This is a genomic window from Paraburkholderia acidipaludis NBRC 101816 (assembly GCF_000684975.1).
GTDB classification, from domain to species: Bacteria; Pseudomonadota; Gammaproteobacteria; order Burkholderiales; family Burkholderiaceae; genus Paraburkholderia; species Paraburkholderia acidipaludis.
In genome coordinates, this window is the sequence record NZ_BAXZ01000005.1 from 101,063 (window position 1) to 125,477 (window position 24,415).

Annotated in this window: 21 protein-coding genes, 1 tRNA gene and 1 riboswitch; of the genes, 13 read left to right on the forward strand and 9 right to left on the reverse strand. The window is 64.0% G+C overall.

Translation table 11 applies throughout. The annotated features are described in order from the left end of the window. Positions 1-7 precede the first annotated feature (7 nt). Positions 8-1,255 carry a serine hydroxymethyltransferase gene (glyA, locus tag BAC01S_RS07480; protein ID WP_027794198.1) on the reverse strand — a complete coding sequence of 416 codons (1,248 nt, stop codon included), beginning with the start codon at positions 1,253-1,255 and terminating at the stop codon, positions 8-10. 160 nt (positions 1,256-1,415) lie between these two features. Further along, positions 1,416-1,580: riboswitch (ZMP/ZTP riboswitch) on the reverse strand. A gap of 194 nt (positions 1,581-1,774) precedes the next feature. Between glyA and ydfG the strand changes: the two genes are divergently transcribed. The 9 genes from ydfG (at position 1,775) to BAC01S_RS07525 (ending at position 8,344) form a co-directional block, all read left to right on the forward strand. Then, complete coding sequence (gene ydfG / locus BAC01S_RS07485) at positions 1,775-2,521, forward strand: bifunctional NADP-dependent 3-hydroxy acid dehydrogenase/3-hydroxypropionate dehydrogenase YdfG (protein ID WP_027794199.1); 747 nt, start codon at positions 1,775-1,777, stop codon at positions 2,519-2,521. 86 nt (positions 2,522-2,607) lie between these two features. After that, positions 2,608-3,105, forward strand: a complete 498-nt coding sequence (ybgC, locus tag BAC01S_RS07490; RefSeq protein WP_027794200.1) for a tol-pal system-associated acyl-CoA thioesterase — start codon at positions 2,608-2,610, stop codon at positions 3,103-3,105. A 154-nt stretch (positions 3,106-3,259) separates the two neighbouring features. Further along, positions 3,260-3,937 (forward strand): protein TolQ, encoded by a 678-nt coding sequence (tolQ, locus tag BAC01S_RS07495; protein ID WP_027794201.1) that lies wholly within the window; start codon positions 3,260-3,262, stop codon positions 3,935-3,937. A 17-nt stretch (positions 3,938-3,954) separates the two neighbouring features. Next, the gene (tolR, locus tag BAC01S_RS07500) at positions 3,955-4,401 is read left to right on the forward strand and encodes a protein TolR (protein WP_027794202.1); all 447 of its coding nucleotides are present in this window, start codon (positions 3,955-3,957) and stop codon (positions 4,399-4,401) included. Continuing rightward, entirely contained in the window at positions 4,398-5,384 is a 987-nt protein-coding gene (gene tolA / locus BAC01S_RS07505) for a cell envelope integrity protein TolA (RefSeq protein WP_027794203.1), read from the forward strand. Before tolR ends, tolA begins: the two co-directional genes overlap by 4 nt. Positions 5,385-5,508: 124 nt before the next feature. Further along, positions 5,509-6,801 carry a Tol-Pal system beta propeller repeat protein TolB gene (tolB, locus tag BAC01S_RS07510; protein ID WP_027794204.1) on the forward strand — a complete coding sequence of 431 codons (1,293 nt, stop codon included), beginning with the start codon at positions 5,509-5,511 and terminating at the stop codon, positions 6,799-6,801. A gap of 18 nt (positions 6,802-6,819) precedes the next feature. Beyond that, entirely contained in the window at positions 6,820-7,329 is a 510-nt protein-coding gene (pal, locus tag BAC01S_RS07515) for a peptidoglycan-associated lipoprotein Pal (RefSeq protein WP_027794205.1), read from the forward strand. A gap of 21 nt (positions 7,330-7,350) precedes the next feature. Further along, entirely contained in the window at positions 7,351-8,100 is a 750-nt protein-coding gene (gene ybgF, locus BAC01S_RS07520) for a tol-pal system protein YbgF (protein ID WP_027794206.1), read from the forward strand. A 168-nt stretch (positions 8,101-8,268) separates the two neighbouring features. Then, positions 8,269-8,344, forward strand: a tRNA-Lys gene (locus BAC01S_RS07525). 486 nt (positions 8,345-8,830) lie between these two features. Here the strand turns inward: BAC01S_RS07525 and BAC01S_RS07530 are convergent. After that, a complete protein-coding gene (locus BAC01S_RS07530; protein WP_084168378.1) occupies positions 8,831-9,940 on the reverse strand; it encodes a lactonase family protein in 1,110 nt (369 codons plus the stop codon). 186 nt (positions 9,941-10,126) lie between these two features. Then, complete coding sequence (locus BAC01S_RS07535) at positions 10,127-11,071, reverse strand: helix-turn-helix domain-containing protein (protein ID WP_027794208.1); 945 nt, start codon at positions 11,069-11,071, stop codon at positions 10,127-10,129. Positions 11,072-11,303: 232 nt separating this feature from the next. On the opposite strand from BAC01S_RS07535, the gene BAC01S_RS30605 reads away from it, so the two are divergent. The 4 genes from BAC01S_RS30605 (at position 11,304) to BAC01S_RS07555 (ending at position 16,383) form a co-directional block, all read left to right on the forward strand. Next, entirely contained in the window at positions 11,304-12,266 is a 963-nt protein-coding gene (locus BAC01S_RS30605) for a hypothetical protein (RefSeq protein ID WP_156954344.1), read from the forward strand. 106 nt (positions 12,267-12,372) lie between these two features. Then, entirely contained in the window at positions 12,373-13,581 is a 1,209-nt protein-coding gene (locus BAC01S_RS07545; protein ID WP_084168331.1) for an MFS transporter, read from the forward strand. Between the two features lie 49 nt (positions 13,582-13,630). Further along, the gene (locus BAC01S_RS07550) at positions 13,631-15,067 is read left to right on the forward strand and encodes an aldehyde dehydrogenase (NADP(+)) (RefSeq protein WP_027794210.1); all 1,437 of its coding nucleotides are present in this window, start codon (positions 13,631-13,633) and stop codon (positions 15,065-15,067) included. A 44-nt stretch (positions 15,068-15,111) separates the two neighbouring features. Next, positions 15,112-16,383: an MFS transporter gene (locus BAC01S_RS07555; protein WP_027794211.1), complete on the forward strand. Its 1,272-nt coding sequence runs from the start codon at positions 15,112-15,114 to the stop codon at positions 16,381-16,383. A 180-nt stretch (positions 16,384-16,563) separates the two neighbouring features. Here the strand turns inward: BAC01S_RS07555 and BAC01S_RS07565 are convergent, their stop codons facing one another. The 6 genes from BAC01S_RS07565 to BAC01S_RS07590 all read right to left on the reverse strand — a co-directional run bounded on the left by BAC01S_RS07565 (position 16,564) and on the right by BAC01S_RS07590 (position 24,339). Beyond that, positions 16,564-18,348 (reverse strand): hypothetical protein, encoded by a 1,785-nt coding sequence (locus BAC01S_RS07565; RefSeq protein WP_245616531.1) that lies wholly within the window; start codon positions 18,346-18,348, stop codon positions 16,564-16,566. A 218-nt stretch (positions 18,349-18,566) separates the two neighbouring features. After that, positions 18,567-19,460, reverse strand: a complete 894-nt coding sequence (locus BAC01S_RS07570; RefSeq protein ID WP_027794213.1) for a type 2 periplasmic-binding domain-containing protein — start codon at positions 19,458-19,460, stop codon at positions 18,567-18,569. Positions 19,461-19,523: 63 nt separating this feature from the next. After that, a complete protein-coding gene (locus BAC01S_RS07575; RefSeq protein WP_027794214.1) occupies positions 19,524-21,068 on the reverse strand; it encodes an acetolactate synthase large subunit in 1,545 nt (514 codons plus the stop codon). Continuing rightward, on the reverse strand, positions 21,069-21,926 hold the full coding sequence (locus BAC01S_RS07580; protein WP_027794215.1) for an HpcH/HpaI aldolase family protein: 858 nt from the start codon (positions 21,924-21,926) through the stop codon (positions 21,069-21,071). It abuts the gene before it with no gap. 53 nt (positions 21,927-21,979) lie between these two features. Then, on the reverse strand, positions 21,980-22,966 hold the full coding sequence (locus BAC01S_RS07585; protein ID WP_027794216.1) for a DODA-type extradiol aromatic ring-opening family dioxygenase: 987 nt from the start codon (positions 22,964-22,966) through the stop codon (positions 21,980-21,982). Between the two features lie 92 nt (positions 22,967-23,058). Continuing rightward, positions 23,059-24,339 (reverse strand): MFS transporter, encoded by a 1,281-nt coding sequence (locus BAC01S_RS07590; RefSeq protein WP_027794217.1) that lies wholly within the window; start codon positions 24,337-24,339, stop codon positions 23,059-23,061. Positions 24,340-24,415 lie beyond the last annotated feature (76 nt).

Below are 24,415 nucleotides of genomic sequence, written 5' to 3' on the forward strand. Positions count from 1 at the left end.
GCGCGGCTTAGCGGTAAACCGGGAAGCGCTTCGTCAGCTCGGCGACCTGCGCGCGCACGCGCTCGATCGTCGCGGCGTCTGCCGGGTTGTCGAGCACGTCGGCGATCAGGTTGCCCACCTGCTCGGCTTCCTTCACGCCAAAGCCGCGGGTCGTCATGGCCGGCGAACCGAGGCGGATGCCGCTCGTCACGAACGGCTTTTCCGGGTCGTTCGGAATCGCGTTCTTGTTCACGGTGATATGCGCTTCGCCCAGCACGCGCTCGGCTTCCTTGCCGGTGATGTGCTTGGCGCGCAGATCCACCAGCATCACATGGCTTTCCGTGCGGCCCGAGACGATGCGCAGGCCACGCTTGACGAGCGTTTCCGCCAGCACACGTGCGTTCTCCACCACATGCTGCTGGTAGGTCTTGAATTCCGGCGAGAGCGCTTCCTTGAACGCCACGGCCTTGCCCGCGATCACATGCATGAGCGGACCGCCCTGGATGCCCGGGAAGATGGCGGAATTGATCTGCTTCTCGAACTCCGCCTTCATCAGGATCACGCCGCCGCGCGGACCGCGCAGGCTCTTGTGCGTGGTCGTGGTGACGAAGTCGGCGTGCGGCACCGGGTTCGGGTAGACACCCGCGGCGATCAGGCCCGCGTAGTGCGCCATGTCGACCATGAAGTACGCGCCAACGGCCTTGGCAACCTTGGCGATGCGCTCGAAGTCGATACGCAGCGCAAATGCCGAAGCACCCGCGATGATCAGCTTCGGTTTGGCTTCATGCGCGCGCTTTTCGAGCGCGTCGTAATCGATGTCTTCCTGGGCGTCGAGGCCATAGCTCACGACGTTGAACCACTTGCCGCTCATGTTGAGCGCCATGCCGTGCGTGAGGTGGCCGCCTTCGGCGAGGCTCATGCCCATGATGGTGTCACCCGGCTTGAGCACGGCGAAGAACACGCCCTGATTCGCCTGCGAGCCCGAGTTCGGCTGCACGTTCGCGGCTTCGGCGCCGAACAGCTCCTTCACGCGGTCGATCGCGAGCTGTTCGACGATATCCACGTTTTCGCAGCCGCCGTAATAGCGCTTACCGGGATAGCCTTCGGCGTATTTGTTGGTGAGCTGCGAGCCCTGCGCGGCCATCACGGCCGGGCTGGTGTAGTTTTCGGAAGCGATCAGCTCGATGTGCTCTTCCTGACGGCGGTTCTCGAGTTCAATAGCCTTGAAGAGTTCGGGATCGACTTTGGCGATGGTGCTTTCGGCTCTGTCAAACATACGGATTCCGTTAAGTGTGTTCAGGTTGACCGGGTCTCGCGCGGAACGCGTAGCTGGTACGCGGCGCTGCTGGCAGGAAGACGAGCCTTGACGTGGCGGAAGGAGGTGCCGCACACGCGAGGCAGGACAGCCCGTGCAGCGCTGAAAGAAGCGCGCGGATCTTGGCTGCCCAGGCGAACGGCAAAACGGCACCCTGCGCTTCACGGTGGGTCGTTCCACCTTGAGCTCCCGATCCGGCCGCGCTTCCGGCCGCACTCGACGCTACCGCTGTCGTCGCCACAGCTTTTACGATTCGGGAACCCTATCGCCAGTCACGCAGGGATTGAGCGCGTTAGTGTATTGGATGCGCCGGGAATAGGCAACCGACGGGGCAGCCGGCCGGGCTACCGCCGGCCGCAAAGCCCGCCCAGCCGGGCCGCAGCGGTTCTGTCCCCGAGTTTCTGGGTGCTTTCTTGCCGCAGCGCCGCAATGGAAGTAGGCTTGACCCTTTCTCTGCCACCCACCGACCAGGGAGCAACCATGATCGTCTTCGTCACCGGCGCCTCCGCAGGCTTCGGCACCGCCATCGCTCGCGCCTTCGTGAAGGGCGGCCACCGCGTCGTCGCAACCGCCCGCCGCAAGGACCGTCTCGACGCCCTCGCCGCCGAACTCGGCGACGCCCTGCTGCCGCTCGAACTCGACGTGCGCAATCGCGCCGCCGTGGAAGCCGCGCCGGCCGCCCTGCCGGCCGAATTCGCCGCCGTGGACGTGCTCGTCAACAACGCCGGCCTCGCGCTCGGCGTAGAGCCCGCCCAGAGGGCCGATCTCGACGAGTGGGAAACCATGATCGAGACCAATTGCACGGGCCTCGTGCAGGTCACGCGCGCCTTCCTGCCGGGTATGGTCGAGCGCAACCGCGGCCACATCTTCAATCTGGGTTCCGTGGCCGGCCGCTGGCCGTATCCGGGCGGCAACGTGTACGGCGCCACCAAGGCCTTCGTACGCCAGTTCAGCCTGAACCTGCGCGCGGACCTGGCGGGCACCGCGCTGCGTGTGACGGATATCGAGCCGGGCCTGTGCGGGGGCACCGAATTCTCGAACGTGCGCTACCGCGGCGACGACGCCAAGGCCGCCAACGTATACAAGGACGTGGAGCCGCTCACGGCCGAAGACATTGCCGACTCGATCTACTGGATCGCCACGCGCCCCGCGCACGTGAACATCAACACGATCGAGCTGATGCCGGTTGCGCAGTCCTTCGCGGGCCTGACTATCCATCGCGGCTGAGCATCGCGGCTGAGGCCCCGCCCGGCCCAACCGCCTGCGGCACCGTCAGGCGAACGAAAGTCAGTGGGGATGCGCGTTCCGGTAGAATGCGCGGCATGGAAAAACGCACGAGCCAGACGGGCACCGCCCCGCGCCCGGACGAGCGGGGCTTCGAGTGGCAGGTTCGCGTGTACTACGAGGACACCGACGCCGGCGGCATCGTGTTCTACGCGAACTACCTCAAGTTCTTCGAGCGCGCGCGGACCGAATGGCTGCGCGCGTGCGGCGTCGATCAGCGCCGCCTCGCCGAGGAAGCCGGCGTGCTCTTCGTGGTGCGCCGCACGGCGCTCGACTACCGTGCGCCTGCGCGCCTCGACGACATTGTCACGATCGCGACAAGGATCGAGAAACTCGGCCGCGCGTCGGTCGATTTCGTGCAGGAAGCGTGGCGCGGCGAAACGCTGCTCGCCGCAGGCAGCGTTCGCGTCGCCTGTGTCGAGGGCGCCACCTTGCGCCCCGCCGCCATTCCGGACCCCGTGCGCGAGGCATTATTGCGCGGCGCACCGGTCAAAGTTGCAACGGCCGTGTCAACGGCCGCGCAGTAATTTCCGTTGATACGACGCCAGTGAACTCGCGCCGGTCAAAACAGGACCAACCAGGGTTCGGCCGCACTGGCGCCGGAGATTTCTGTTTGCCTACGGAAATCCTCGCAACGCCTTGCAGCCGTTCGCCCCTTTCGGGACGCTACAACGAACCTCTATGAACACGACGCAAGATTTTTCAATTCTTTCCCTCGTTCTTAATGCGAGCGTGCTGGCACAGGCAGTCATGGGACTGCTCCTGTTGCTCTCACTGATTTCCTGGACCTTCATCTTCCGCAAGTGGTTTGCGATCCGCCGCGCCCGCGCGCAGACCGAACGTTTCGAACGCGACTTCTGGTCGGGCGGCGACTTGCAGGCGCTCTACCAGAGCGCCGCGAACAACCGCCACACGATCGGCGCGCTCGAGCGTATTTTCGAATCGGGCATGCGCGAATTTCTCAAGGCCAAGGAAAAGCGCATGACGGATCCGGGCGCCGTCCTCGACGGCGCGCGCCGCGCGATGCGGGCGGCGTTCCAGCGCGAAATGGACGCGCTCGAAGCCAACCTTTCGTTCCTCGCATCCGTCGGTTCGGTGAGCCCGTACATCGGTCTCTTCGGCACGGTCTGGGGGATCATGAATGCATTCCGCGGTCTCGCGAACGTGCAGCAGGCCACGCTCGCGAACGTCGCGCCCGGCATCGCCGAAGCGCTGACGGCCACCGCAATCGGTCTTTTCGCCGCGATTCCGGCTGTCGTCGCCTATAACAGCTACGCGCACGATATCGACCGCCTCGCAATCCGCTTCGAAACCTTCATCGAAGAGTTCTCGAACATCCTGCAGCGTCAGGCCCACTAATCTTCAAGGAGTCGAAGATGGCTGGCTCAGTTCGTTCGAGCATGCGCGGCAGCCGCTCGCGCCGCGCGATGGCCGACATCAACGTCGTGCCGTACATCGACGTGATGCTGGTGCTGCTCGTGATCTTCATGGTGACGGCCCCGCTCGTGGCGCCGTCGATCGTCAATCTGCCCACTGTGGGTGGCGCGTCGCAACAGCAGCAGACCCCGCCCGTCGTGGTCAACATTCGCGCGGACGGTAATCTGAGCGTACGCTACAAGGATGACTCCGGCGCCACGCAGCAGCAAACCATGACCCGAGCCGACCTGACTACCTTCGTCGGCGGGCGAGAGCAGGACCATCCCGACCAGCCGGTCGTGATCGCCGCCGACAAGGCCGTCAAGTACGAAACGGTGATGGATGTAATGTCCGATCTGAAGGCGCAAGGCGTCAAACGCGTCGGACTGCTCGTCAAATCGCAATGACCCGCAAGAATCTCAGCTATCCGCTTCAGCCCCCGCGCGAACGCGGCACGCTGCGTGCTTTAATGCTCGCCGTGCTGATGCACGTGCTGCTCGGATTGTTCCTGTATCACGGCATCCATTGGCAGAACAGCACGCCAGCCGGCGAAGAAGCCGAACTGTGGACCGAAGTGCCCAACCTTTCGACGCCGCAGCCGGCGCCGCCGCCCGCTCCCGTCGCGCCGGCCCCGCCGCAGCCGACGGAAGAAGCCGACATTGCGCTACAGCAACAAAAGCGCAAACAGGAAGAAGCCGCGCGTCAGGCGCAGCTCGCCGAACAGCAGCGCCTGCTCGAACAGCAACGAGAGGACGCCGAAGCGAAACGTCAGCAGCAGCTCGCGGCGCAACAGGCGGCGCAGCTCGCCGCCCAGCAGAAGGCCGCGAAGCTCAAGCAGCAACAGGATCAGCAGGCCGCGGCCGACAAGCTCAAGCAGCAGCAACTCGAAGCGCAGAAGAAGCAGCAACAGCTCGAAGACCAGCAAAAGCAGGCGCAACTCGACGCCCAGAAGAAAGCCGACGCCGCCAAGGCCAAGGCGCAGGCCGAAGCGCAAGCGAAGAAGCTCGACGCCGAGCGTCGCGCGCGTATCGCGCAGATGCAAGGGGCGATGGGCGGCGGATCGAGCGATAGCGGCAACGGACTCGCCAAGAGCGGCAACGGCAGCGGTGCAGGCGGCACGGCGGCGTCGGCGGGTTATGCGGAGAAGGTTCAACGCCTCGTGCGGCCCAAGATCATCTGGGCCGGCGGGACAGAGGGCCTCGAAACCGTCGTGGCCGTGCATTGCGCGCCAACGGGCACGTTGCTCTCGGCGGTCATCACACGCAGCAGCGGGAATTCGCAGTGGGACGCCGCCGCGTTGCGGGCGGTCCAGCAGTCGGATCCCATGCCGCTCGACACGAATGGCAAAACGCCTTCGAACTTTACAATTACTTTGCGCCCGGCAGGTTAAGGGCGGCCTCAGGGGTACGGGAACTCAGGCGTGCAGCAGCGGATCGCGGAACGATTCGACCGATTTCGGGTCTCTATGCTGTTGCACGATGTTACAAAATTGCTTTTTCGGGAAACATCACAGCATGAGTTTGATGACGAAGCTTGGTCTGCGAACCCTCGTCGCGTCCTGCCTCATCGTGGCAGGCAGTGCGGCACATGCACAACTCAACGTCCTCGTGACGGGAATCGGCTCCACCCAGTTTCCGATCGCGACGGCGAATTTCGCTAACGAGGCGAACTCGCCGCAGCAAGTCAGCGCCATCGTGCGTGCGGATCTGGCGCGCAGCGGCAAGTTCAGCAACATCGACGCGGGCAGCACGCCCGTTTCGGAAAACGATCCTGTCGATTTCGGCGCCTGGAAGGCCAAGGGCGCCAACGCGTTCGTCGGCGGCAGCGTCAACAAGCTCGCGAACGGCCAGTACGAAGTGCGCTTCAAGCTGTACGACACCGTCAAGGGCCAAAGTCTCGGCGGTCTCGTGCTCGTGAGCCCCGAGAGCGGCCTGCGCATGAGCGCGCACAAAGTGGCCGACTACATCTACAAGACGCTGCTTGGCGATCGCGGCGTGTTCGCGACGCGCCTGTCGTACGTCATCAAGGTGGGCAACCGCTATCAGTTGCAGATTTCGGACTCCGACGGTCAGGATGCGCACATCGCGCTGTCGAGCCCCGAACCGATCATCTCGCCGGCATGGTCGCCGGACGGGACCAAGGTTGCCTACGTTTCTTTCGAAAAGAAGAAGCCGATCGTCTACGTGCATGACCTGCCGACCGGTCGCCGCGTGATCGTTTCCGACCAGAAGGGCAACAACTCGGCGCCCGCCTGGTCGCCGGACGGCCGCACGCTCGCCGTCGCGCTGTCGCGTACGGGCAACACGCAGATCTTCGCCGTCAATGCCGACGGCTCCGGCCTGCGCCGCCTTTCGCAAGGCTCGACGATCGACACCGAACCCACCTACTCTCCTGACGGCCAGTCGATTTACTTCACGAGCGATCGCGGCGGCCAGCCCCAGATCTACAAGATGCCGGCCCAGGGCGAAAGCGCCGGCGCCGCGCAGCGCGTGACGTTCACGGGCAGCTACAACACGAGCCCGCGGATCAGCCCCGACGGCAAAGAACTCGCGTACATCTCGCGGACGGGCGGCGGATTTAAGCTGTACATTCAAGATCTGCAATCTGGCGTAGCCACGCCGCTCACCGACACGACACATGACGAATCGCCAAGCTTCGCAGCGAATGGTCAGTACATTCTTTACGCCACTCAGGTGAACGGCCGTGGCGTGCTGGCTGCTGTATCGACCGACGGTCGGACGCGGCAAATCCTGTCCGTTCAGGGCGGCAGCGTACGCGAGCCGTCTTGGGGCCCTTTCATGCAATAACACTTCAGGAGAGTAACAATGATGTCGAAGAAATTCCGCCTGGCCCTGGCCGTCTTGATGATTGGCGCGCTGGCTGCGTGCAAGTCGGGCGTCAAGGAAGAACAAAATCCGAACGCCGGCGCAATGAACACGCAGCCGAACCCGAACGCGGTCGCTCAGGTGAACGTCGACGAGCTGAACAACCCGAACAGCCCGCTCGCCAAGCGCAGCGTGTACTTCGACTTCGACAGCTACGCCGTCAAGGACGAGTATCAGTCGCTGCTGCAAGCTCACGCTCAATACCTGAAGACGCACCCGGAACGTCACGTCCTGATCCAGGGCAACACCGACGAGCGCGGTACGAGCGAGTACAACCTGGCGCTGGGCCAGAAGCGTGCTGAAGCTGTCCGCCGTGCCCTCTCGCTGATGGGCGTGCCGGATTCGCAGATGGAAGCTGTCAGCCTCGGTAAGGAAAAGCCGGTCGCGACGGGCCACGACGAAGAATCGTGGGCACAGAACCGCCGTGCTGACCTCGTGTATCAACAGTAATCGACGTATTTGAAGGGGCGTATGTCGCATCGTTTCTCCCCGCTGCGGGCTGCCGCAGCAGCCTGCGTGGCCGGTATCGCGTTCGCGTCGATACCCGCTCACGCAGGTCTCTTCGATGATGATCAGGCGCGCCAGGCGATTCTCGACCTGCGGGCGAAGACGGACAGTCTGTCAACCCAGCTGTCCGCCGCGCAGCGCACGATCCTCGATCAGTCCAACAAGATCGACCAGCTGAACCAGCAGGTCGCGACGTTGCGCGGACAGAACGAGGACATGGCGAACCAGCTGGCCACCGTGCAGAAGCAAGAGAAGGACTACTACACGGACCTGGACACGCGCTTGAAGAAGTTCGAGCCGCAACAGGAAACCGTGGATGGCATGCAAGGCACCGTGCAGCCGGGTGAGACGGATGCGTTCAACGCCGCTTCGGAGCAGTTCCGCAACGGCGACTTCAAGAACGCGGCCAATTCGTTCCGCAGCTTCATTGCCAAGTACCCGCAGAGTCCTTATCAGCCGACCGCTCAATACTGGCTCGGCAACGCGCTCTATGCGCTGAAGGACTACAAGGGTTCGACAGCAGCGTGGCAGAACGTGGTCAAGAACTACCCGCAGCATCCGCGCGCGCCCGAGGCGTTGCTTGCGATTGCGAACAATCAGATCGAGCAGGGGCAAAAGGCAGCGGCCAAACGCACCCTCGAGCAGATCGTTTCGCAGTACGGCAGTTCGGATGTCGCCCAGCAGGCGCAGAGCAAGCTGTCACAGCTCAGATAAGCGCCGCAGGACACGGTAGTTGTCGCGCGCCGTGGTTGCACACCAGAAAAGTGCGCCTCTCGCATGTGAAAGGAAAGGCCCGGGATACGGTGTATCCCGGGCCTTTGTTTTTCTGCGCCTCACTTGGTTGACGCTGTTTTCAGCGTGCGCTATAATCCCGCTTCTTTTGGGTCGTTAGCTCAGCTGGTAGAGCAGCGGACTTTTAATCCGTTGGTCACAGGTTCGAATCCCGTACGGCCTACCACTTACCCTCGGGTGAGGAAAATCAAGCACTTGCGAGTTCGCGGTGCTTTTTTTTCGTCTATAGCATCCGTTCACCGGATGTCCGGCCCGATCTCTCTCGCCGAAAAGTCCCACCGCAACATTCGCGGCTCTCCTGCCACCGGCCCCCTCGCCCGCCGTCACCGCTTCGCACACAAGCTCAACACCGCCGCATTCTATGCACCGCGCATCAAGCAATTCTGGCAAGCGGATGGCGAGTTCTACGTCAATACCTGGCAATACGGTAATCCGCAACACCGCGAACGACCCGTGCGCGGTTGCACGGGTCCACTGTCGCGAGGAGAGGAGTCTGGTCGTTCGAAGACGGCCCCTTCTTTGCCTATCCCTACTTCCTTGGCATAACCAGGCAATTGAGTCGGGAAAGCCGGCCCATTTACTTCGGATTCTTGAAATACGGAACCAGGCCGCCCGCTCGACGCCGTCCGCAAGCGAGCGCAACGCACGCGCGTCACTTCACAAAGGCAACACTAACCGGGCTCGGCAGCACAACGGATTCCCCTGTATTGGCGACCTTCCCGGAGACGGGATCGACGCTGAACACGCTCACGTTTCCGCTACGCTGGTTGGCGACCAGCAGCCACTTCCCTGACGAATCGATCGCGAATCCCCACGGCCGGTCGCCGCCGGCGGACGTGCGCTGAATCGCCGCAAGCTCGCCCGTCTGCGGGTTCACGCGATAGACAACGAGTGCATTTTCGCCGCGGTCTTCGACATAGACAAAGCGACCATCCTGGCTGAGCGCGATTTCCGCGCCGCTCTTCGCGCCGTCGAATCCGGGGCTCGTGATCGGCAACGACTGCACGAGCGTCAACCTCCCTTGCTCCGCGTCCCAATGCAGAACCATGACTTCCGCACTCAGTTCGGTGAGCAGATAAACGAACTCGCCGCTCGAGCCGAAGAGGATATGACGGGGACCGCTACCCGGCGGCGCGACAAAGGCGCCCGGGTCGTTCCCGTCCCCCGCCAGCAGTGCGTGAGTAGCCCGATCGAAGCGGTAGACAAACACGCGATCCGCACCCAGATCGGGAACCAGCGCGTATCGGCCCGACGGATCGACGACGGCACTGTGCGCATGCGCGCTCGCCTGCCGCCGGTTCGGTCCGGAGCCGGTCTCCGTGACGGTGGACACGCGTGCGCCAAGGCTCCCATCCGCGTTGATCGCGACGCTCGACACGGACCCGCTGGCGTAGTTGGCGGCGAGCAAGGTCATCGAAGGCCGGTCGAATACCAGATTCGTCGTTCCCCTGCCCCCGGAAGCCACCACGTTGATCTTGTCGAGTGCGCCCGTCTCGCGATTCACGGCATAGGCGGTGATACTGCCGTCTCTCGCGTTGTCGTCGTCGACACCGTACAGCACCGGCAACTGCGGATGCGCCACGACCCATGTGGTCTTCGGTCCTTCCGCGACCGCGCCGATCTCCGTCAGTTTTCCGGTAGCGGCATCGAGGCGCAGCGCACGGATCTGGGCTTGCTGCGTGCCGACGTAGACGAACTCCGTTTGCGCATCTCCGCTCGACGTCGCGGCACGGCTACCCGCGCCGTAAAAAACCGCCGACATTGCCAGCCCGATCACTGCCACAACGAATCCGCACCGCATCAGCATTCTTCCAGGAAAGGACTGCACCGCTACTCCACGTTCCGATGCCCGGCTTGCCAATGCGCCGCTATCGTGAACAGCCGGATCAAGCGTATTCGCTTCATACCCGGGCGTCCCTGTACAAAAGTCCGATTCGCCGGGACTTTTTTAATCCGAAGGGCCGCCGCGATGAGGTTGCTGTCGCGCGGCCGCGCGGAACTGGCTCGGTGTTTGCCCGACTTCCCTGCGAAAGAAACGCGTGAAATACGCCGCATCGGCAAAGCCGAGCCCGAAGGCGATCTGCTCCACGGACATATTGCCGAAGATGAGATTGCGCTTCGCCTCGGTAATGATGCGCGCGTGGATCATTTTGGTGGGATTTTGCTCCGCGGCGGAAGCGCAGGCCGCACGCAGCTGCACTGGGGAAACCGCCATCATCGCCGCGTAATCCTGCAACGAGAGATTGTCGCGATAGTGCTGATCGATCAGCTTGCGGAAGCGGTCTACGAGCCGGATATCGTTGCGTGTCTCGCCTTCGCTGCCGCCCGGATCCAGGCTCGCTTCGCGCAGCAGCATCAACAACAGCATCGTGAGCAGCGCTTCCGTTCCCACCACCCGGCCGACGGCTTCCGACTCGACCTCCTGCTTGAGCTTTCCGACGAGACTGTAGAAGTCGAGGCCTGCCTCGGCCGAACCGGAAAGCGGAATCACGCGAGGCAATTCCCAAAGCCCGATGAACTCGTGGAGCTTGGCATTTACCTGAGTCAGATAGGACTCCTCGATCGTCACGACCCATCGGTCGACATCCACTTCGTAGTCGAGGCCGTGAACGCATTCGGTGGGCAGCAGCAACGCACAAGGTCCCTCGAACGGCACGCTGCTCCCATCGAGATTCATGACGCCGCGCCCGCTGCGCACGAAAATCACCTGCCCGTAGGCAGGATGCGCGTGCGGTTCGGTGCGCCAGCGGCCACGGTCGGTGACGTGTCCGACGTGTACGAACCAGTGTTGCTGCTCGGGCCGCTCCACATATAAACGAACCTTGGGCACGGTAATCCGTTTCGCTTTGCCGTCTCGCGTGCGCGGCTCTTTCGCAATGGCGCGGTGTGTCATGCCGTCTCCTCATCGAGTCCCATCATAACCTTCTCGCGAGGCCAGAGAAAAGAGACCACATCGTTTCATGGCTTTCGCGAGCCATCCTGGCCGTGCGATGAAAAGTGCCAGCGAATCTAATTTTTGTGTAGAGGCAGGCGTCCTGCCTTCCCATACCATTCGTCACCATCAATCGAGAGTCGGGAAACGACCGCGTCTTATCTATCAGCATAAAACCAGACTGGACGGAGACATGAAAAGTATATCGGTAGCGTTGCGCGCGCCGCTTCTTGGCGCGACCCTGTTTTGCTGCTTGAACCAGTTCGGCCACGCGGAAGAAGTGCTCACCGCACCGAATGCCTCGGCACCGCCGCAGACCCAGCAGGCGTATCCCAATGGCGCCGCGCCGCCGCAGACCGTAGGCGAACCCAACGAACCGCCGGCCGTGTGGAACGATACCTTCATCGGCTATCGCTGGGGATCGGACTTCCACTATCCGGGCGTGCCTTCTTCTGTCATGCAGAACATTGGCTACCTCGCGACTATCGGCGGTTTCAAGTACGGCAGCTATGCCTTCAATGTCGACTACCTCGTTTCGAACGCGGCCAATCCGGAAGCCGGCGGCCCGCAAAATGGCGGCGCCCAGGAGGTATACAGCATCGGCCGTGTCGAATTCAGCGCCGGCAAGATCCTCGGCCGCTACCTCGGCTATGGCTTCATTCGCGACTACGGCCTCACGCTCGGCTACGAATTCGGCACCAAGAACGACGCCTACGGCGAGCGCGCACGCATGCTCGTGGCGGGACCGACAATCGAATTCAGCATTCCGCACGGTTACTGGAACCTCACGGCCGGCGTGCGCACCGAGAGCAATCACAACGGGATTACCGGTGTCGACGTACACTTCAACCCGGCGTGGCACATCGAGAGCTCGTGGCTCTATCCGTTCCGTGTGGGTCCCGTGCCGCTCGTTTTCCGCGGCTTCGCAAGCGTGACCGGCCCCAAGGGGCGTGACGGCTTCGGCGTCCAGACCACCACCGAGTTCCTGACGCGCCTCTCTCTGCTGGCCGATGTCGGCTCATTCGCCGGCCATCCGCGCACCGTCTATGCGGGCGTCGGCTATGAGTACTGGTATCACATGTACGGTTCACCCACTAACGAAACCACGGGTACTATCACCTCTGCGCCGATGTTGATGGCCGAAATTCACTTCTAGGCAGCGCTCGTTCTGAACGCGATCAGTGGCGACCCGCCGTATGGGTCGCCACTGATCGTTTAAGGCCTTCCTGAACGATGTCTGCCGTTTGCCGTGCATGGCCCCGATGACAAACCCGGTTCCCGAGAATTTATCGTTCCGCTACTTCTTTCTGAGCCGCGTGGCGACCACGCTGTCCAACCAGATGCTCATGGTGATCGTCGGCTGGCAGATGTACGACATCACGCGCAGCGCCTTTTATCTCGGACTGGTTGGCCTCGTGCAGTTCGTGCCGGCGCTCGCGCTCAGCCTCGTGGTGGGTCACGTGGCCGACCGCTACGACCGCCGCCGCATTCTGATGGCTTGCCTCGCGGCACAGGCGGGTATCGCAGGGCTGCTCCTCGCGAGCACGCTGGGCGGCTGGGCGGGACGGGACGTCATCCTGCTCGCCGCACTGTGCCTCGGCACGGCAAAGGCGTTCCAGATGCCCACCCAGCAGGCGCTTCTGCCGATGCTCGTTCCGCTGTCCGCATTGCCGAGAGCGCTGGCCATCAATTCGACCGGAACGCAGTTCGCCACCATCGTGGGCCCGGCAATCGGAGGCTTCCTGTACGTGGCCGGCGCCGCCGGCGTCTACGGCACGTGCGCGGCGATCAGCCTGTTCGCCGCGGCCATGATCTACCTGACCCGCCATGAACCGGTGCGCGTTCTGCGCGAGCCCGTGACGCTCGCCAGCCTGTTCGCGGGAATCGGCTTCATCTGGAAGCGCGAAGCGGTGCTGGGCGCCATCTCGCTGGATCTCTTCGCAGTCCTGTTCGGCGGCGCGACGGCGCTGCTGCCCGTTTTCGCCCGCGACGTCCTGCACACCGGTTCATGGGGTCTCGGCCTGCTGAGATCGGCGCCGGCGGTCGGCGCCCTGCTGGTCTCGCTGCGTCTTGCGCATCACCCCATCCAGCGCCGCGTCGGCAAGCTGATGTTCGGCGCGGTCGCGCTATACGGGCTGGCAACCCTCGTTTTCGCGCTGTCGCGCTCGTTCCCGTTGTCGCTCGCCGCGCTCGCGCTGACTGGCGCATTCGACATGGTCAGCGTCGTGGTGCGCCAATCGCTGGTTCAACTCGAAACGCCGAACGAAATGCGCGGGCGCGTCAGCGCCGTCAATTCGATCTTTATCGGCGCTTCGAATCAGCTCGGCGAATTCGAGTCCGGCGTCACGGCCGGCTGGTTGGGCGCGGTTCCCTCCGTCGTGCTCGGGGGCGTGACCACCCTGCTGATCGTCGCGCTCTGGATCAAGCTGTTTCCCTCTCTCGCCGCGCGAGAAAAGCTAACCGCTCCGTGATCCGGCGCTCGCGTCTCGCGAGCTTTCCTTTCATTTCTTTGGAGTCCCAATGCAGATTCAGGAACACACGGCCGCTCAGGTCCACGCTGCCGCGACGGCGGCCGCCCAGACTGCCGACGACTGGGCCCAGTCGTCGGCGCAAACGCGGGCGACGCTCTTGCGCGGACTGGCCAGCGCTCTCGCCGCCAATCGCGAAGCGCTCGTTCGTCTCGCCGACGAAGAGACGTCGCTAGGACCCGCGAGGCTCAATGGCGAACTCGACCGCACGCAATTTCAGCTGCGCGGTTTCGCCGATCACGTGGAGGCCGGGCATGCCTTCGCGCGGTCCGACGATCCCGCGATTGCCGGCGCGCCACCGGCGGGGCGCCCGCATCTGACCCTCGTGCGCATACCGGTCGGCCCGGTGGCCATGTTCTCGGCGAGCAATTTTCCGTTCGCGTTCTCCGTCGTCGGCGGCGATACCGCCTCGGCACTGGCCGCGGGCTGCCCGGTGGTGGCCAAAGCGCACCCCGGTCATCCGCGGCTCTCGCGCGAAGTGTTCAAGCTTGCCCAAGCGGTGCTGGCGCAGCAGGATTTGCCCGCCGGCCTGTTCGGCATGGTGGAGGGCGCGGGCGTCGAGGTCGGCGTCGAACTCGTACGTCACCCGGACATCGCGGCAGTCGCCTTCACGGGCTCCTTCAAGGGCGGCGCGGCACTGTGGGCGCAAGCGAACGCGCGCGTGCGGCCGATTCCGTTCTACGGCGAACTGGGCTCGATCAATCCCGTCGTCGCCCTGCCCTCGGCACTCGCCACGCAGGCGGAGGAACTGGCGCATGCTCTGGCGGCCTCCATCGAGTTCGGCTGCGGGCAGGTCTGCACGAGTCCGGGCCTCGTCGTCCTGTTCGAGGGCGCGCACGCCGACCGCTTCGAAGCCGCGCTACACGGCGCGCTGCAGACGAAGCAACCGCACGCAATGCTGACGCCGGGCATGAAGCGCAACTTCGACGCCGGTGCGGCGCGTCTGCTCGGTACCCCCGGCGTGCAAACGATACTGGCGGGCGAATCGAGCGGCGACGAGCATGCGGCGCCGCGACCGGTGCTCGCCCGAACCGCCGCAAAGGACTTCGTGGCGCAAGCCGCATTGCACGAAGAGGTGTTCGGCCCTGCCTGTCTGCTCGTGCGCGTGACTTCCTTCGACGAGATCGTCGACGTGCTGACCGCGGTCGGCGGAAGCCTGACGGTCACGCTGTGGGGTGCGGAAAACGAAACGCCCGATGTGCGCCGTGTCGCGCGCCGCGCCGCGCAGATCGCCGGGCGCGTGCTGTTCGGCGGCGTCCCCACGGGCGTGGCCGTGACGGGCAGCCAGCAGCACGGCGGCCCCTGGCCGGCATCCACGCAGCCCTTCACGACCTCCGTGGGCTACGCGGCGATGGAGCGCTTCCTGCGTCCGGTGGCGCTGCAAAGCGCGCCCGCCTGGTTGAGCGAACGCGCCGGGCGGCCCTGCTGACGATATCGGCACACGGCAAGCGTCGGACTAAAAGAGAGAGATAGGTGGAGACAGTTCAATCGAAGCAGTCCGTAGCGGAGAACCCCTGGGGGGTTCTCGTGCTGCTCGCGCTAGGCCTCATGATTTCCTTCGTCGACCGAACGAGTCTGTCCGCGGCACTCGCCGACAGGCACTTCATTCACGAGTTCGCGTTGACGAGCGTGGAGCGCGGCTGGCTCAACTCGGCCGTCTTCTGGTCCTACGGTCTCGCGCAAATGCCCATGGGCTGGCTCGTCGACCGCTATGGCGTGAAGTGGCTCTACGCCGCCTGCTTCGCACTCTGGTGTATCGCGGCCGCCGTAACGGGGCTCGTGACGACGCTCGCGGCGCTCGTCGTCGTGCGGCTCGCCATCGGCCTTGCCGAGTCCGTCGTGATCCCGGCCACCTATCGCTACCTTGCGAACCACTTCGAGGAAACACAAAAGGGCACGGCGCTCGGCATTTTCTCGATCGGCGGCAAGATGGGGCCGGCGCTCGGCGCACCGATCGCGGCATGGATGATCGTCGCGTACTCCTGGAAGGCGATGTTCGTGGCGACGGGGCTCGTCGGGCTGATCTGGCTGCTGCCCTGGCTGCTGATGGTGCGCAACGATCATCCGACGCGGGAGCAACTGGCGAAGGCCGTACACCGCGCTTCCTCCGTACCGCTACGCAACTTGCTGGCCAGCCCGGTCGTGTGGGGCGGGCTGATCAACAACTTCTGCTACAGCTACTTCGCGTTCTATTGCATGACCTGGATGCCGGCCTACCTGGTCGAGCAACGCGGCTTGTCCCTCGAAAGGTCGGGCGTGTACACCTTCATCAGCTTTGCCGGCATCGCGGTCGTGGCGGCGCTTGCGGGATGGGCCGCGGACCGGATCATCTCCGTCGGCGGCGACGCTGTCACCGTGCGCAAATCGTTCATCGTTACCGGGTTCATCGGCGCCACCACCGTGCTGCTCGGCGCCTCGACGCATTCGGCCGCCATGGCGTTGTTCTGGAACGTGCTCTCGCTCTCGTTGCTCGGCCTCGTCACGGCCAATAACCTCGCGCTGTGCAAGCTGACGCTGATCCCCAGCCAGGCCGTCGGTTTGAACACGGGCTTGCAGCAAGTGGCCACCAGTCTCGCGGGCGGCGTGTCGGCCAGCCTTTCGGGCTGGCTGCTCCACGTAGGCGGAAGCTATACGCTGCCGATGACGGCGATCTTCGCATTCCTGCTGCTCGGCGCAACGAGTACGGTGATCCTGCTGCGGCGAGAGTGGGCGCCGAAGGTCAACGACGCCACCATTGAAAGTTGAAGAAGGCACGGGTTGGTACGATTATTTCAGCAATGAGCCTGGCCGCTGCCGTGGCACATGCGGCGCCGGCAAGCAACGAAGGTGTGGCGACATTCAATGGCGCGCTGACCAACGGCCCGAAGTGAAAGAGGGCGCCGTGCTTTCGCACGGCGCCCTCTTTACATCCCGGCAGAAAACAGACTACTGCCTGGGCACATAAACCGGCATCGACTCTTCCCACAACGTATCCGTGATCGCACGCTGATCGCTGCCGTCCGCATTCATCACCCAGTTCTGGCCATCGGGCTGGAACGTGTTGTCGTACAGCGAGAGTTCGTCGCGGAAGCCATAGACACCCGAGCTATAGGCGATACGCCCGTCCCACGTCCAGGTCGCATGGCCCTGGTTCGCACCCGGCGTCGTCAGACACTTGAGGTCCGAGCCATCCGGCCGGATCGTGTACACGTCGTAGTGGAACTTGTTCGGGTCGTCCGGATTGACCTCCTTGCGCGTGAACACGATCTTGCTGCCGTCCGGCGACCAGCCCGGCAGGTTGTCGGGCTCGACGGTCAGGACCGTGGTCCTGCGCGTATCGAGGTCGAGAATGCGCAAGCCCTTGTCGCTCTCGCTCCACACGCGGTAGACCAGCTTCTTGCCGTCCGGAGAATAACTCGGGAATCCTGCATTTTCTTTCCCGTCGGTCAGAAACTCCGCCTTGCCGTCCATGCTGCCGTCCGCCTTGATCCGTGCGATACGGCCCGGCTGGTACGCGCGCGTGAAGAACCAGCCACCCACACCGAAGGCCACCCACTGGCGGTCCGCCGACCACGTCGGCTGGAATGCGCCCGCGAGACCTGCCGCGATCATCTTCGGATCGAGTCCGCTCGCGGCAGGATCGTAAATGCGGCGATAGCCCGTGAAGTCGGTGTTCATGACCGCGATCGACGAGTTGACCATCTTTTCCGTGTAGACGAGCTGCTTGCCGTCGCGCGAGAGCTGCGGGAACACGTCGATGAAGCGGTAGTTCCACTCGGGATCGAAGCTGAAGAGCGGCGTGCCGTTCGGGTGGACCGGGCGCATCGTGATCTTCTCGTAGATCATCGTCTTGCCGTCCGCCGTGTAGCGGGGCGAGCGAATGCCGCTGTCCGCCGTCGAGCGCGAATAGCCGTCGGTCGTGTAGATGCCTTCGTGCTCGCCGCCCTTGATCTGATACGCCACGTTGGTCGCGCTCACGTATTGCGGGTACACCTTGAAGCCGGGGCTATCGGTCAGCTCCTTGCGCTCGCCGCTCGCCACATCCACCTGCACGATCTGCGAGCTCACCTTGTTGATCAGTTCAGGACGATGCGCGCCCCACGTCGCCTCCACCGGCGCCTCGTAGAACACCACATGCTGGCCGTCCGGCGACCACGAAGGCGAACCCTCGGTAAAACCCGCGCGCGTGGAGATCTCCTTGAAGCCGGAGCCGTCCGGATGGATCACGTAGATGCTGGTCTCCTGCGTGCGCTCCCAGCCCACCGGCAGATTATGGCCGCGCCAGTCGGTGCCGAGATCCGAGGAAAGCGCGATCCACTTGCCGTCCGGCGACCACGAAGGCCGGAAGAAACTATGCGGCTTGTCCGGATCGAACGGGATGTCGCCGGTGACGTTGTGCAGCGCGCCCGTCTTGATGTTCAGCGTCCAGACGTTCGTAGTGCCGAAATGATCCTTGCCGCGGCGCGACGAAACGAAGGCGACGATGTTCGGGTCGGTCGGCGAAAAGACGGCCGCATCGCTCACGGCGATGTGATGGGTGAGCCGCTGCAGGCCCGTGCCGTCCACGCGAACGCGATAGAGGCTCGACTGGCCGAGTCCGTTGCGCTCGGACGTGAAGACGATCCACTGGCCATCCTTCGAAAAGGAGGCGTGATAGTCGAAGCCGTCGGCTTTGAACAGGCGGTGTTCGTCGCTGCCGTCCGCATTGGCGACATACAGTTCCGAGGTCATCGGACCGATGCGGTACAGGAGCAAGTCGCCCTTTGTGGCATTGGCGGCAGCCGCACCGGCCCCGGCCGGCGCGCAGGTCACGGCAGCGACGACAGCCAGGTACGGCAATAACGTTTTCAGGGAATTCGGGCAATACACAGTGCTTGTCTCCATCTTTATGGGTAGCTTGAGCGAACGGAAAACTGCCGGGTGCGTTGCGCCGCCGGCAGAACAATCCCTCAGCCGAGACTGCCCGTCACGTCGTCGAACAATTCGTCGACCGACAGGCGGCGCGGAATGATCTTCTGGTCGAGTGCCCAGTCGATCGCCAGCTGAATGCCTTTGCGATTCGCCTCCAGCCCGATCGGCGGGAACACGGCGGGCACGCCCTCGGCCAGCGAGCGGCTCTCGACGATCATCCGGTACAGCTCGCGCACGATATCGGGACGTTCCTTCGAAACCTGCTCATGAACCACGAACATGTGGTTGATCGGCACGACGCCCTCGCGCGCGAACCAGTCCTTCGCGGCGTTCTGCGCGTCGGGCACGAGCGTGCGCACGCGCGGATCTTTCGGCATGTCCTCGCCGAGCAGGGCGGCGGCCAGCTCGCCGTCCAGCATCCTCTGCGGAATTGACGAGCCTTTGGGCAGGCGCTCGCAATTCTGCGGATCGCTATACTCGGCCAGATGTCCGTCGCCCAGCGTCATCCACGTGACCTTGTCGAGATCCACGCCGTACTCGTGCCGCAGGATGCCGCGAATCCACAGCGCCGTGGTCTGCGTGTACGTGCGCACGCCGACCTTCTTGCCCTCGATATCCTTGGGATCGAGATGTCCGAAGTCGAGGTTGTAGCCCGCGCAGTGATGCTGGAAGCGCCCCGAAATGGGCGTGGGCAGCAGCACATAGGGCTTGCCGTAGGCCTTGGCCTGCAGAAAGGTGACGATGGCCAGTTCGCCCGCCTCGAAGGCGTTTTCGCGCACCATCGCCTTGAAGCCGTTATGCGCCGGCGTGGGCCCGCAGTAGTCGAGCGCGACGAGATCGGACGTCACTCGCCCGTCCTTCATCGCCTTCGTGACCGCGTAGTCGGCCAGGTTGGTCCGCAATACCGGCGTGCCCGTTAGCGTCGTTGTCATGGGTGAGACTCCTTGTGCCAAAAGCGTTTGAATCGTGTGAATCGGTTGAACCAGCGGCGCGAATCAAAGCCGCACTTCGATCAGCCGCGGACCGGGCTCGCGCACCGAATCGGCCATGGCGCGATAGAACGCCTCGGCCGTATCGACCGCAACGGCAGGCACACCCATGCTCTTTGCCATGGCCTGCCAGTCGATACGGGGGCGCTCCAGGTCGATCATTGCAAGCGCGCGCTCCCCCGGCGTGCCGGCGCCCATGTTGGCGTACTCGGCCTTCAGGATTGCGTAACTATTGTTGGCGAAGACGATCGTCGTGATGTTCAGCCCCTCGCGCGCCTGGGTCCAGAGCGACTGGATCGTGTACATCGCGCTGCCGTCGCCGACCATGCAGAACACGCGCCGATCAGGGCAAGCCAGCGCCGCGCCGGTCGCCACCGGTGTCGCATAGCCGATCGAGCCGCCCATGTTGTTGATGAGGTCGTGCGGCGCCGCGCCCATCGTGTAGCCCATCGTCTCGCGCCCCGTGGTGAGCGACTCGTCGACGACGATGCAGTCCTCGGGCAGCGCCGCGGCCAGCGCATGCGCAATGCTGACGGGATTGAGCGCGCCGCTCGGCGCGGGCGTCTGCACGCGCGGTTGCAGCATGGGTGCCGTGGCTGCCGCGCCTAGCGCTTCAAGCAACATCTCGAACGCGAGCGCGCTGTCTTCGTCGGACTCGACGAGCGGATGCACGAGCGTGCCTTCCGGCTTGAGCAGGCTCGGTTTATCCGGATAGCTAAAGAATGCGACCGGCTCTTTTGTCTCGACCGTGACGATGTGGCGAAAGTCTTTCAGGAAGGCTCGCGCGGGCGCCACGGCGTACGGAATCCGTTCGATCGGCACCCGCCCTGCGCCACGCTCGATGCGTGCCGTGAAGAACTGCGAACCCAGCCGCGCGCCGGTGGCGGCCGCCACCCTGCCCGCACGCTCCAGTGCCCGGCCGCGCGTCGCCTTGTTGCCGAGGATGATCAGCGTCGGCTCGCCCGAGCGCAGCACGCGCGCAACGTGCTCGATACGCGCGGCGTCCGGCGTCTTGCGCGTGGCGTGCTCGACCGGCGGTGCGATCGTCGCGCCCGCCTCTTCCCACGACGTGTTGCCCGGCAGAATCAGCGTCGCAATCTGGCCCGGATGTTCGGATGCCCTGGCCACCGCCTGCGCGGCATCCCACGCAATCGCGCTCGCCGAGTCGGCGCGCCGCACCCAGTGGCTCAATGGCCGCGCCAGTCCTTCGATATCCGAAGTAAGCGGCGGATCGTATTTGAGGTGCGAAGTGGAATGCTCGCCGATGATGTTGACCATGCCCGACGAGGCACGCTTCGCATTGTGGATATTGGCGAGCCCGTTCGCGAGCCCCGGCCCGAGATGGAGCAGCGTCGAAGCCGGCGAGTCCTTCATGCGATACCAGCCGTCGGCGGCGCCGGTCGCCACGCCTTCGAACAGGCACAGCACGCTGCGCATCCTCGGGTTCTCGAGCGCCGCCAGAAAGTGCATTTCGGACGTGCCGGGATTGGCAAAGCAGATGTCGACGCCCCGATCGACAAGGGTAGCGACGAGGCTTTCGGCGCCGTTCATTTAGTAGCCCGCCATCTCGCGCGCCATGCCGACGACACCGTAACTGCGCATCGGCGCCGACATCAGGAAGCGATACCCCTCTTCGATCAGGCGCTTGTGATTCTTGGCCGTGACGTGCGGATTGCCCACCACGACGTTGTGCTTGTGGCAGATCGCCACGATCCGGCGCATCGCGTCTTGCACGACGGGGTGCTCGTAGTCGCGCGGATAGCCCAGTTGCTGGCTCAGGTCGCCCTCGCCGATCAGGATGAAACCGATGCCGGGCACATTCGAAAGCATATCGTCGAGGTTGTCGATCGCCTCGGTGCTCTCGCACATCAGCCCGACCAGGATCTCGCCCTGCGGGGCCAGCGGCCAGACGTCGGCTTTCTTGTAGTAGTCGGCCATGCTCAAGCCCCAGTAGCGCGAGGCCGTGGCGGGACCGTCGCCGCGCACGCCCTTCGGCTCGTAGAGCGGCGCGTCCTTCGGCCGCGCATAACGGCAGGAGGCCACCGCGTTGTAGGCCTGCTCCGCCGTCGAAACGTGCGGCCACACCACGCCATACGCGCCGCGATCGAGCACCTGCTTCGCGAAGGACTGGTTCATTTCCGCGCCATTCGCCGGAATGCGCGCGATCGGCGTGACGCGCGGCGCGACCGAGCCCGATTCGGCAATCGTCTTGCGGTTCAGCATGTACTGCAGCGCGTCGCCGAATGCGGCGACGTCGTAGGGATTGTGCTCCATCTCGAAGACGACGCCCTCATAGGGCGCATCGCTCATTTCGATGGCGGCCTGCTTGTCCAGCTTCGAAAACGCCGCAAACGCAGGTTTGCCGGATTCGAAGGCGCGAATGATGCTGTTAAGGCGCGTGTCGCTCATAGTCTTTCTCTCTGATTCTCTGATTCTCTGATAGCCAGGTGTTCAGGGCCCGCTCAGTCGGCGGCCTTCCAGTACATGAAGCCCATGCCCTCGCCGGTGCCGGCGGGTGTGCGCCAGCAGGGCACGTAGTCCACGAGCGTCATCTGCGCGCCCGTTTCCTGCACGGCCTTCATGACGCTCACATAGAGCTTGATTTCGGACGTGCCCGACTGGTACGAGCGCTCGTCCACGGCGGCGAGCCCGTCGTAGTCGTAGTCGGCCAGCATCTTCATGATGCGGTGATCGAATTCCTCGTCGTTGACGAAATGCGAGAGGCCGCCGGACGCGAAGATCCCCACGCGCACGTTTTCGGGCCACGCGTTGATGGCGTCGCGCAGCACGCGTCCGAACTCGATGCAGCGCGACATAGAAGGCTGCGTCGGCGGGTAGAAGCAGTTCATGATGATCGGGACGTGCGGCGGCGGGTTGTCGTCCATGATCTGGTGATAGACGAAGCTATAAGCGTGCGGCACCACCGGATAGTCGGGCAGCGGCTTCATCCACACGTTGTCGGGCCACGTAAAGAGATCGGTCAGATCGAAGCCTTCGCTCTGGAAGCGGTCGATCAGATAGGCCGCCAGTTCGGGGTGGCACCGGTGCGTGACGTGACGGTCCGGCGCATAGACCGCGCGCTGCGGCGGCCCGTTGTGCACGTCCTCGCCGCTGTAGATGGCGATGGAGGGCGAAAAGTCGGTGAAGATTTCCTTCTGGTCCTTGCCCAGAATGATCGCCACGTCGATGCGCGCTTCGCGATAGGCCGCGGCCATCGCATCGAGCGCGGCGCGGCAGCGCGCGGCGCGCGCGGTGCGCTCTTCGAGCGTCAGGAATTTCTCGAACGCCGCTTCGCGATGCGCTTCCAGTTCGGGATAGGTCCACGTGCGGTTGCGATACCAGAGTTCCGGATTGCCGCGGTCTCGCTCGCCGTTTTTCAGCCAGTCCTCCGGGGCTTGTCCAAGCATGCCGCTATGCGGCACCGCCATCCCGAATACAATCTTCGCCATATGTGAGTTCCAGTCAGATACCACCGGCCGCGCCGGTTGCCAGGGAGTGTGTGTGCGTTGAATTCGCCTGCAAAACCGTGGTTCGCGCGCGTCTAGGCCTGCTTGAGCGGGCCGTGCGCGTCGCTGACCCTCGGCGCCCATTCGGGGCGGAACAGCACCGCCGTCGCCGTGGCGCCAATCAGCAGAAAGACGAGGATCACCCTCATCGGCAGGTCGTAGCTACCGCCCAGATGGAGCAGCCAGCCCGAGAGGCTCGCCGCCACACCGCCCGCAAGACTCGTGGCGACCTGCTGCACGCCGGTGACGAGACCGATGGCCTGCTTCGGGATCAAGGTGAGGCGCGACAGCACGAGGTTGTTCGCCGTGGTCAGGCCGAGCAGCGAGAGCGAGAGCACGTTCCAGAACAGCGCCGCGTCGAGCGAGTTCGCGTAGGCGCCGAACAGCACCGTGCACCCGCCCACGAAACCGGCGATGGTGAACGCCTTGCGCACGCGGATCGGGTTGCGTCCCGCGGCGATGACCCGGTCCGCCGCCCACCCCGCCACCGCCGCGACGATGGCAATGCCGGCGAAGCTGAAAAAGGTGTAGATGCCCGATTCGCCGATCGAGAGGCCGCGCCGTTCGACCAGATAGGCGGGCATCCAGGTCATGCAGTAGAACGTGAAATAGCCGTAGCAGAAGTTCGTGATCATGCCGCCCCAGACCACCGGGCTCGCCAGGATGCTCGCGAGCGTCACCGAGCGCGCGCTGCGATCGGCTTGCTTCAGCCCGGCTTTCGAAGGCAGGTCGTTGCGAACCAGCAGCAGCCACGGCAACAGCCAGGTCAGCCCGACGAGGCCCGTGGCGACGAACATGACCTTCCACGAATAGTGGACGATGAACCAGGCCGCAACCGGCGCGCCAATCGCCGGACCGAACTTGTTGCCCATGGCCAGCAGGCCGACAGCGAGACCATTGCGGCTTTCGTCGAAGTTGTTGCGGATCCAGCGATAGCTCGCGGGAATCACGATCGCTTCGGCCATGCCGATCACGAGGCGCAGGACGACGATACTTTCGAGTGCGGTGACGGCTCCCATGAGCGTGGTCGCAATACACCAGAGCACGAAGCAGATTGCGTAGGGCCATTTCACGCCATAGCGGTCCGCCACCCAGCCCATGGGCACCTGGAACACGCCATACGACCAGAAGAAAGCCGCGTTGATCCAGCCGCGGTCGATATCCGTCAACGCAAAATGCCGGATGAAATCCGCGTCCGCCAGCGTCGAGGAAATGCTGGTGCGATCGATGAAGGAAATCAGCACCCCGATGGCAAGGAGCGCGAGAATGCTCCAATGGCCCACGTTCCCGCGTCGTTGTGATTTGCCTGTCTCCATTTGCTTCTTCTTTCTGGTTCGAACCACTCTGTTGCCTGGTCACCCAAGACGCGCTCGCGCCCTGGGTGGACTGCTC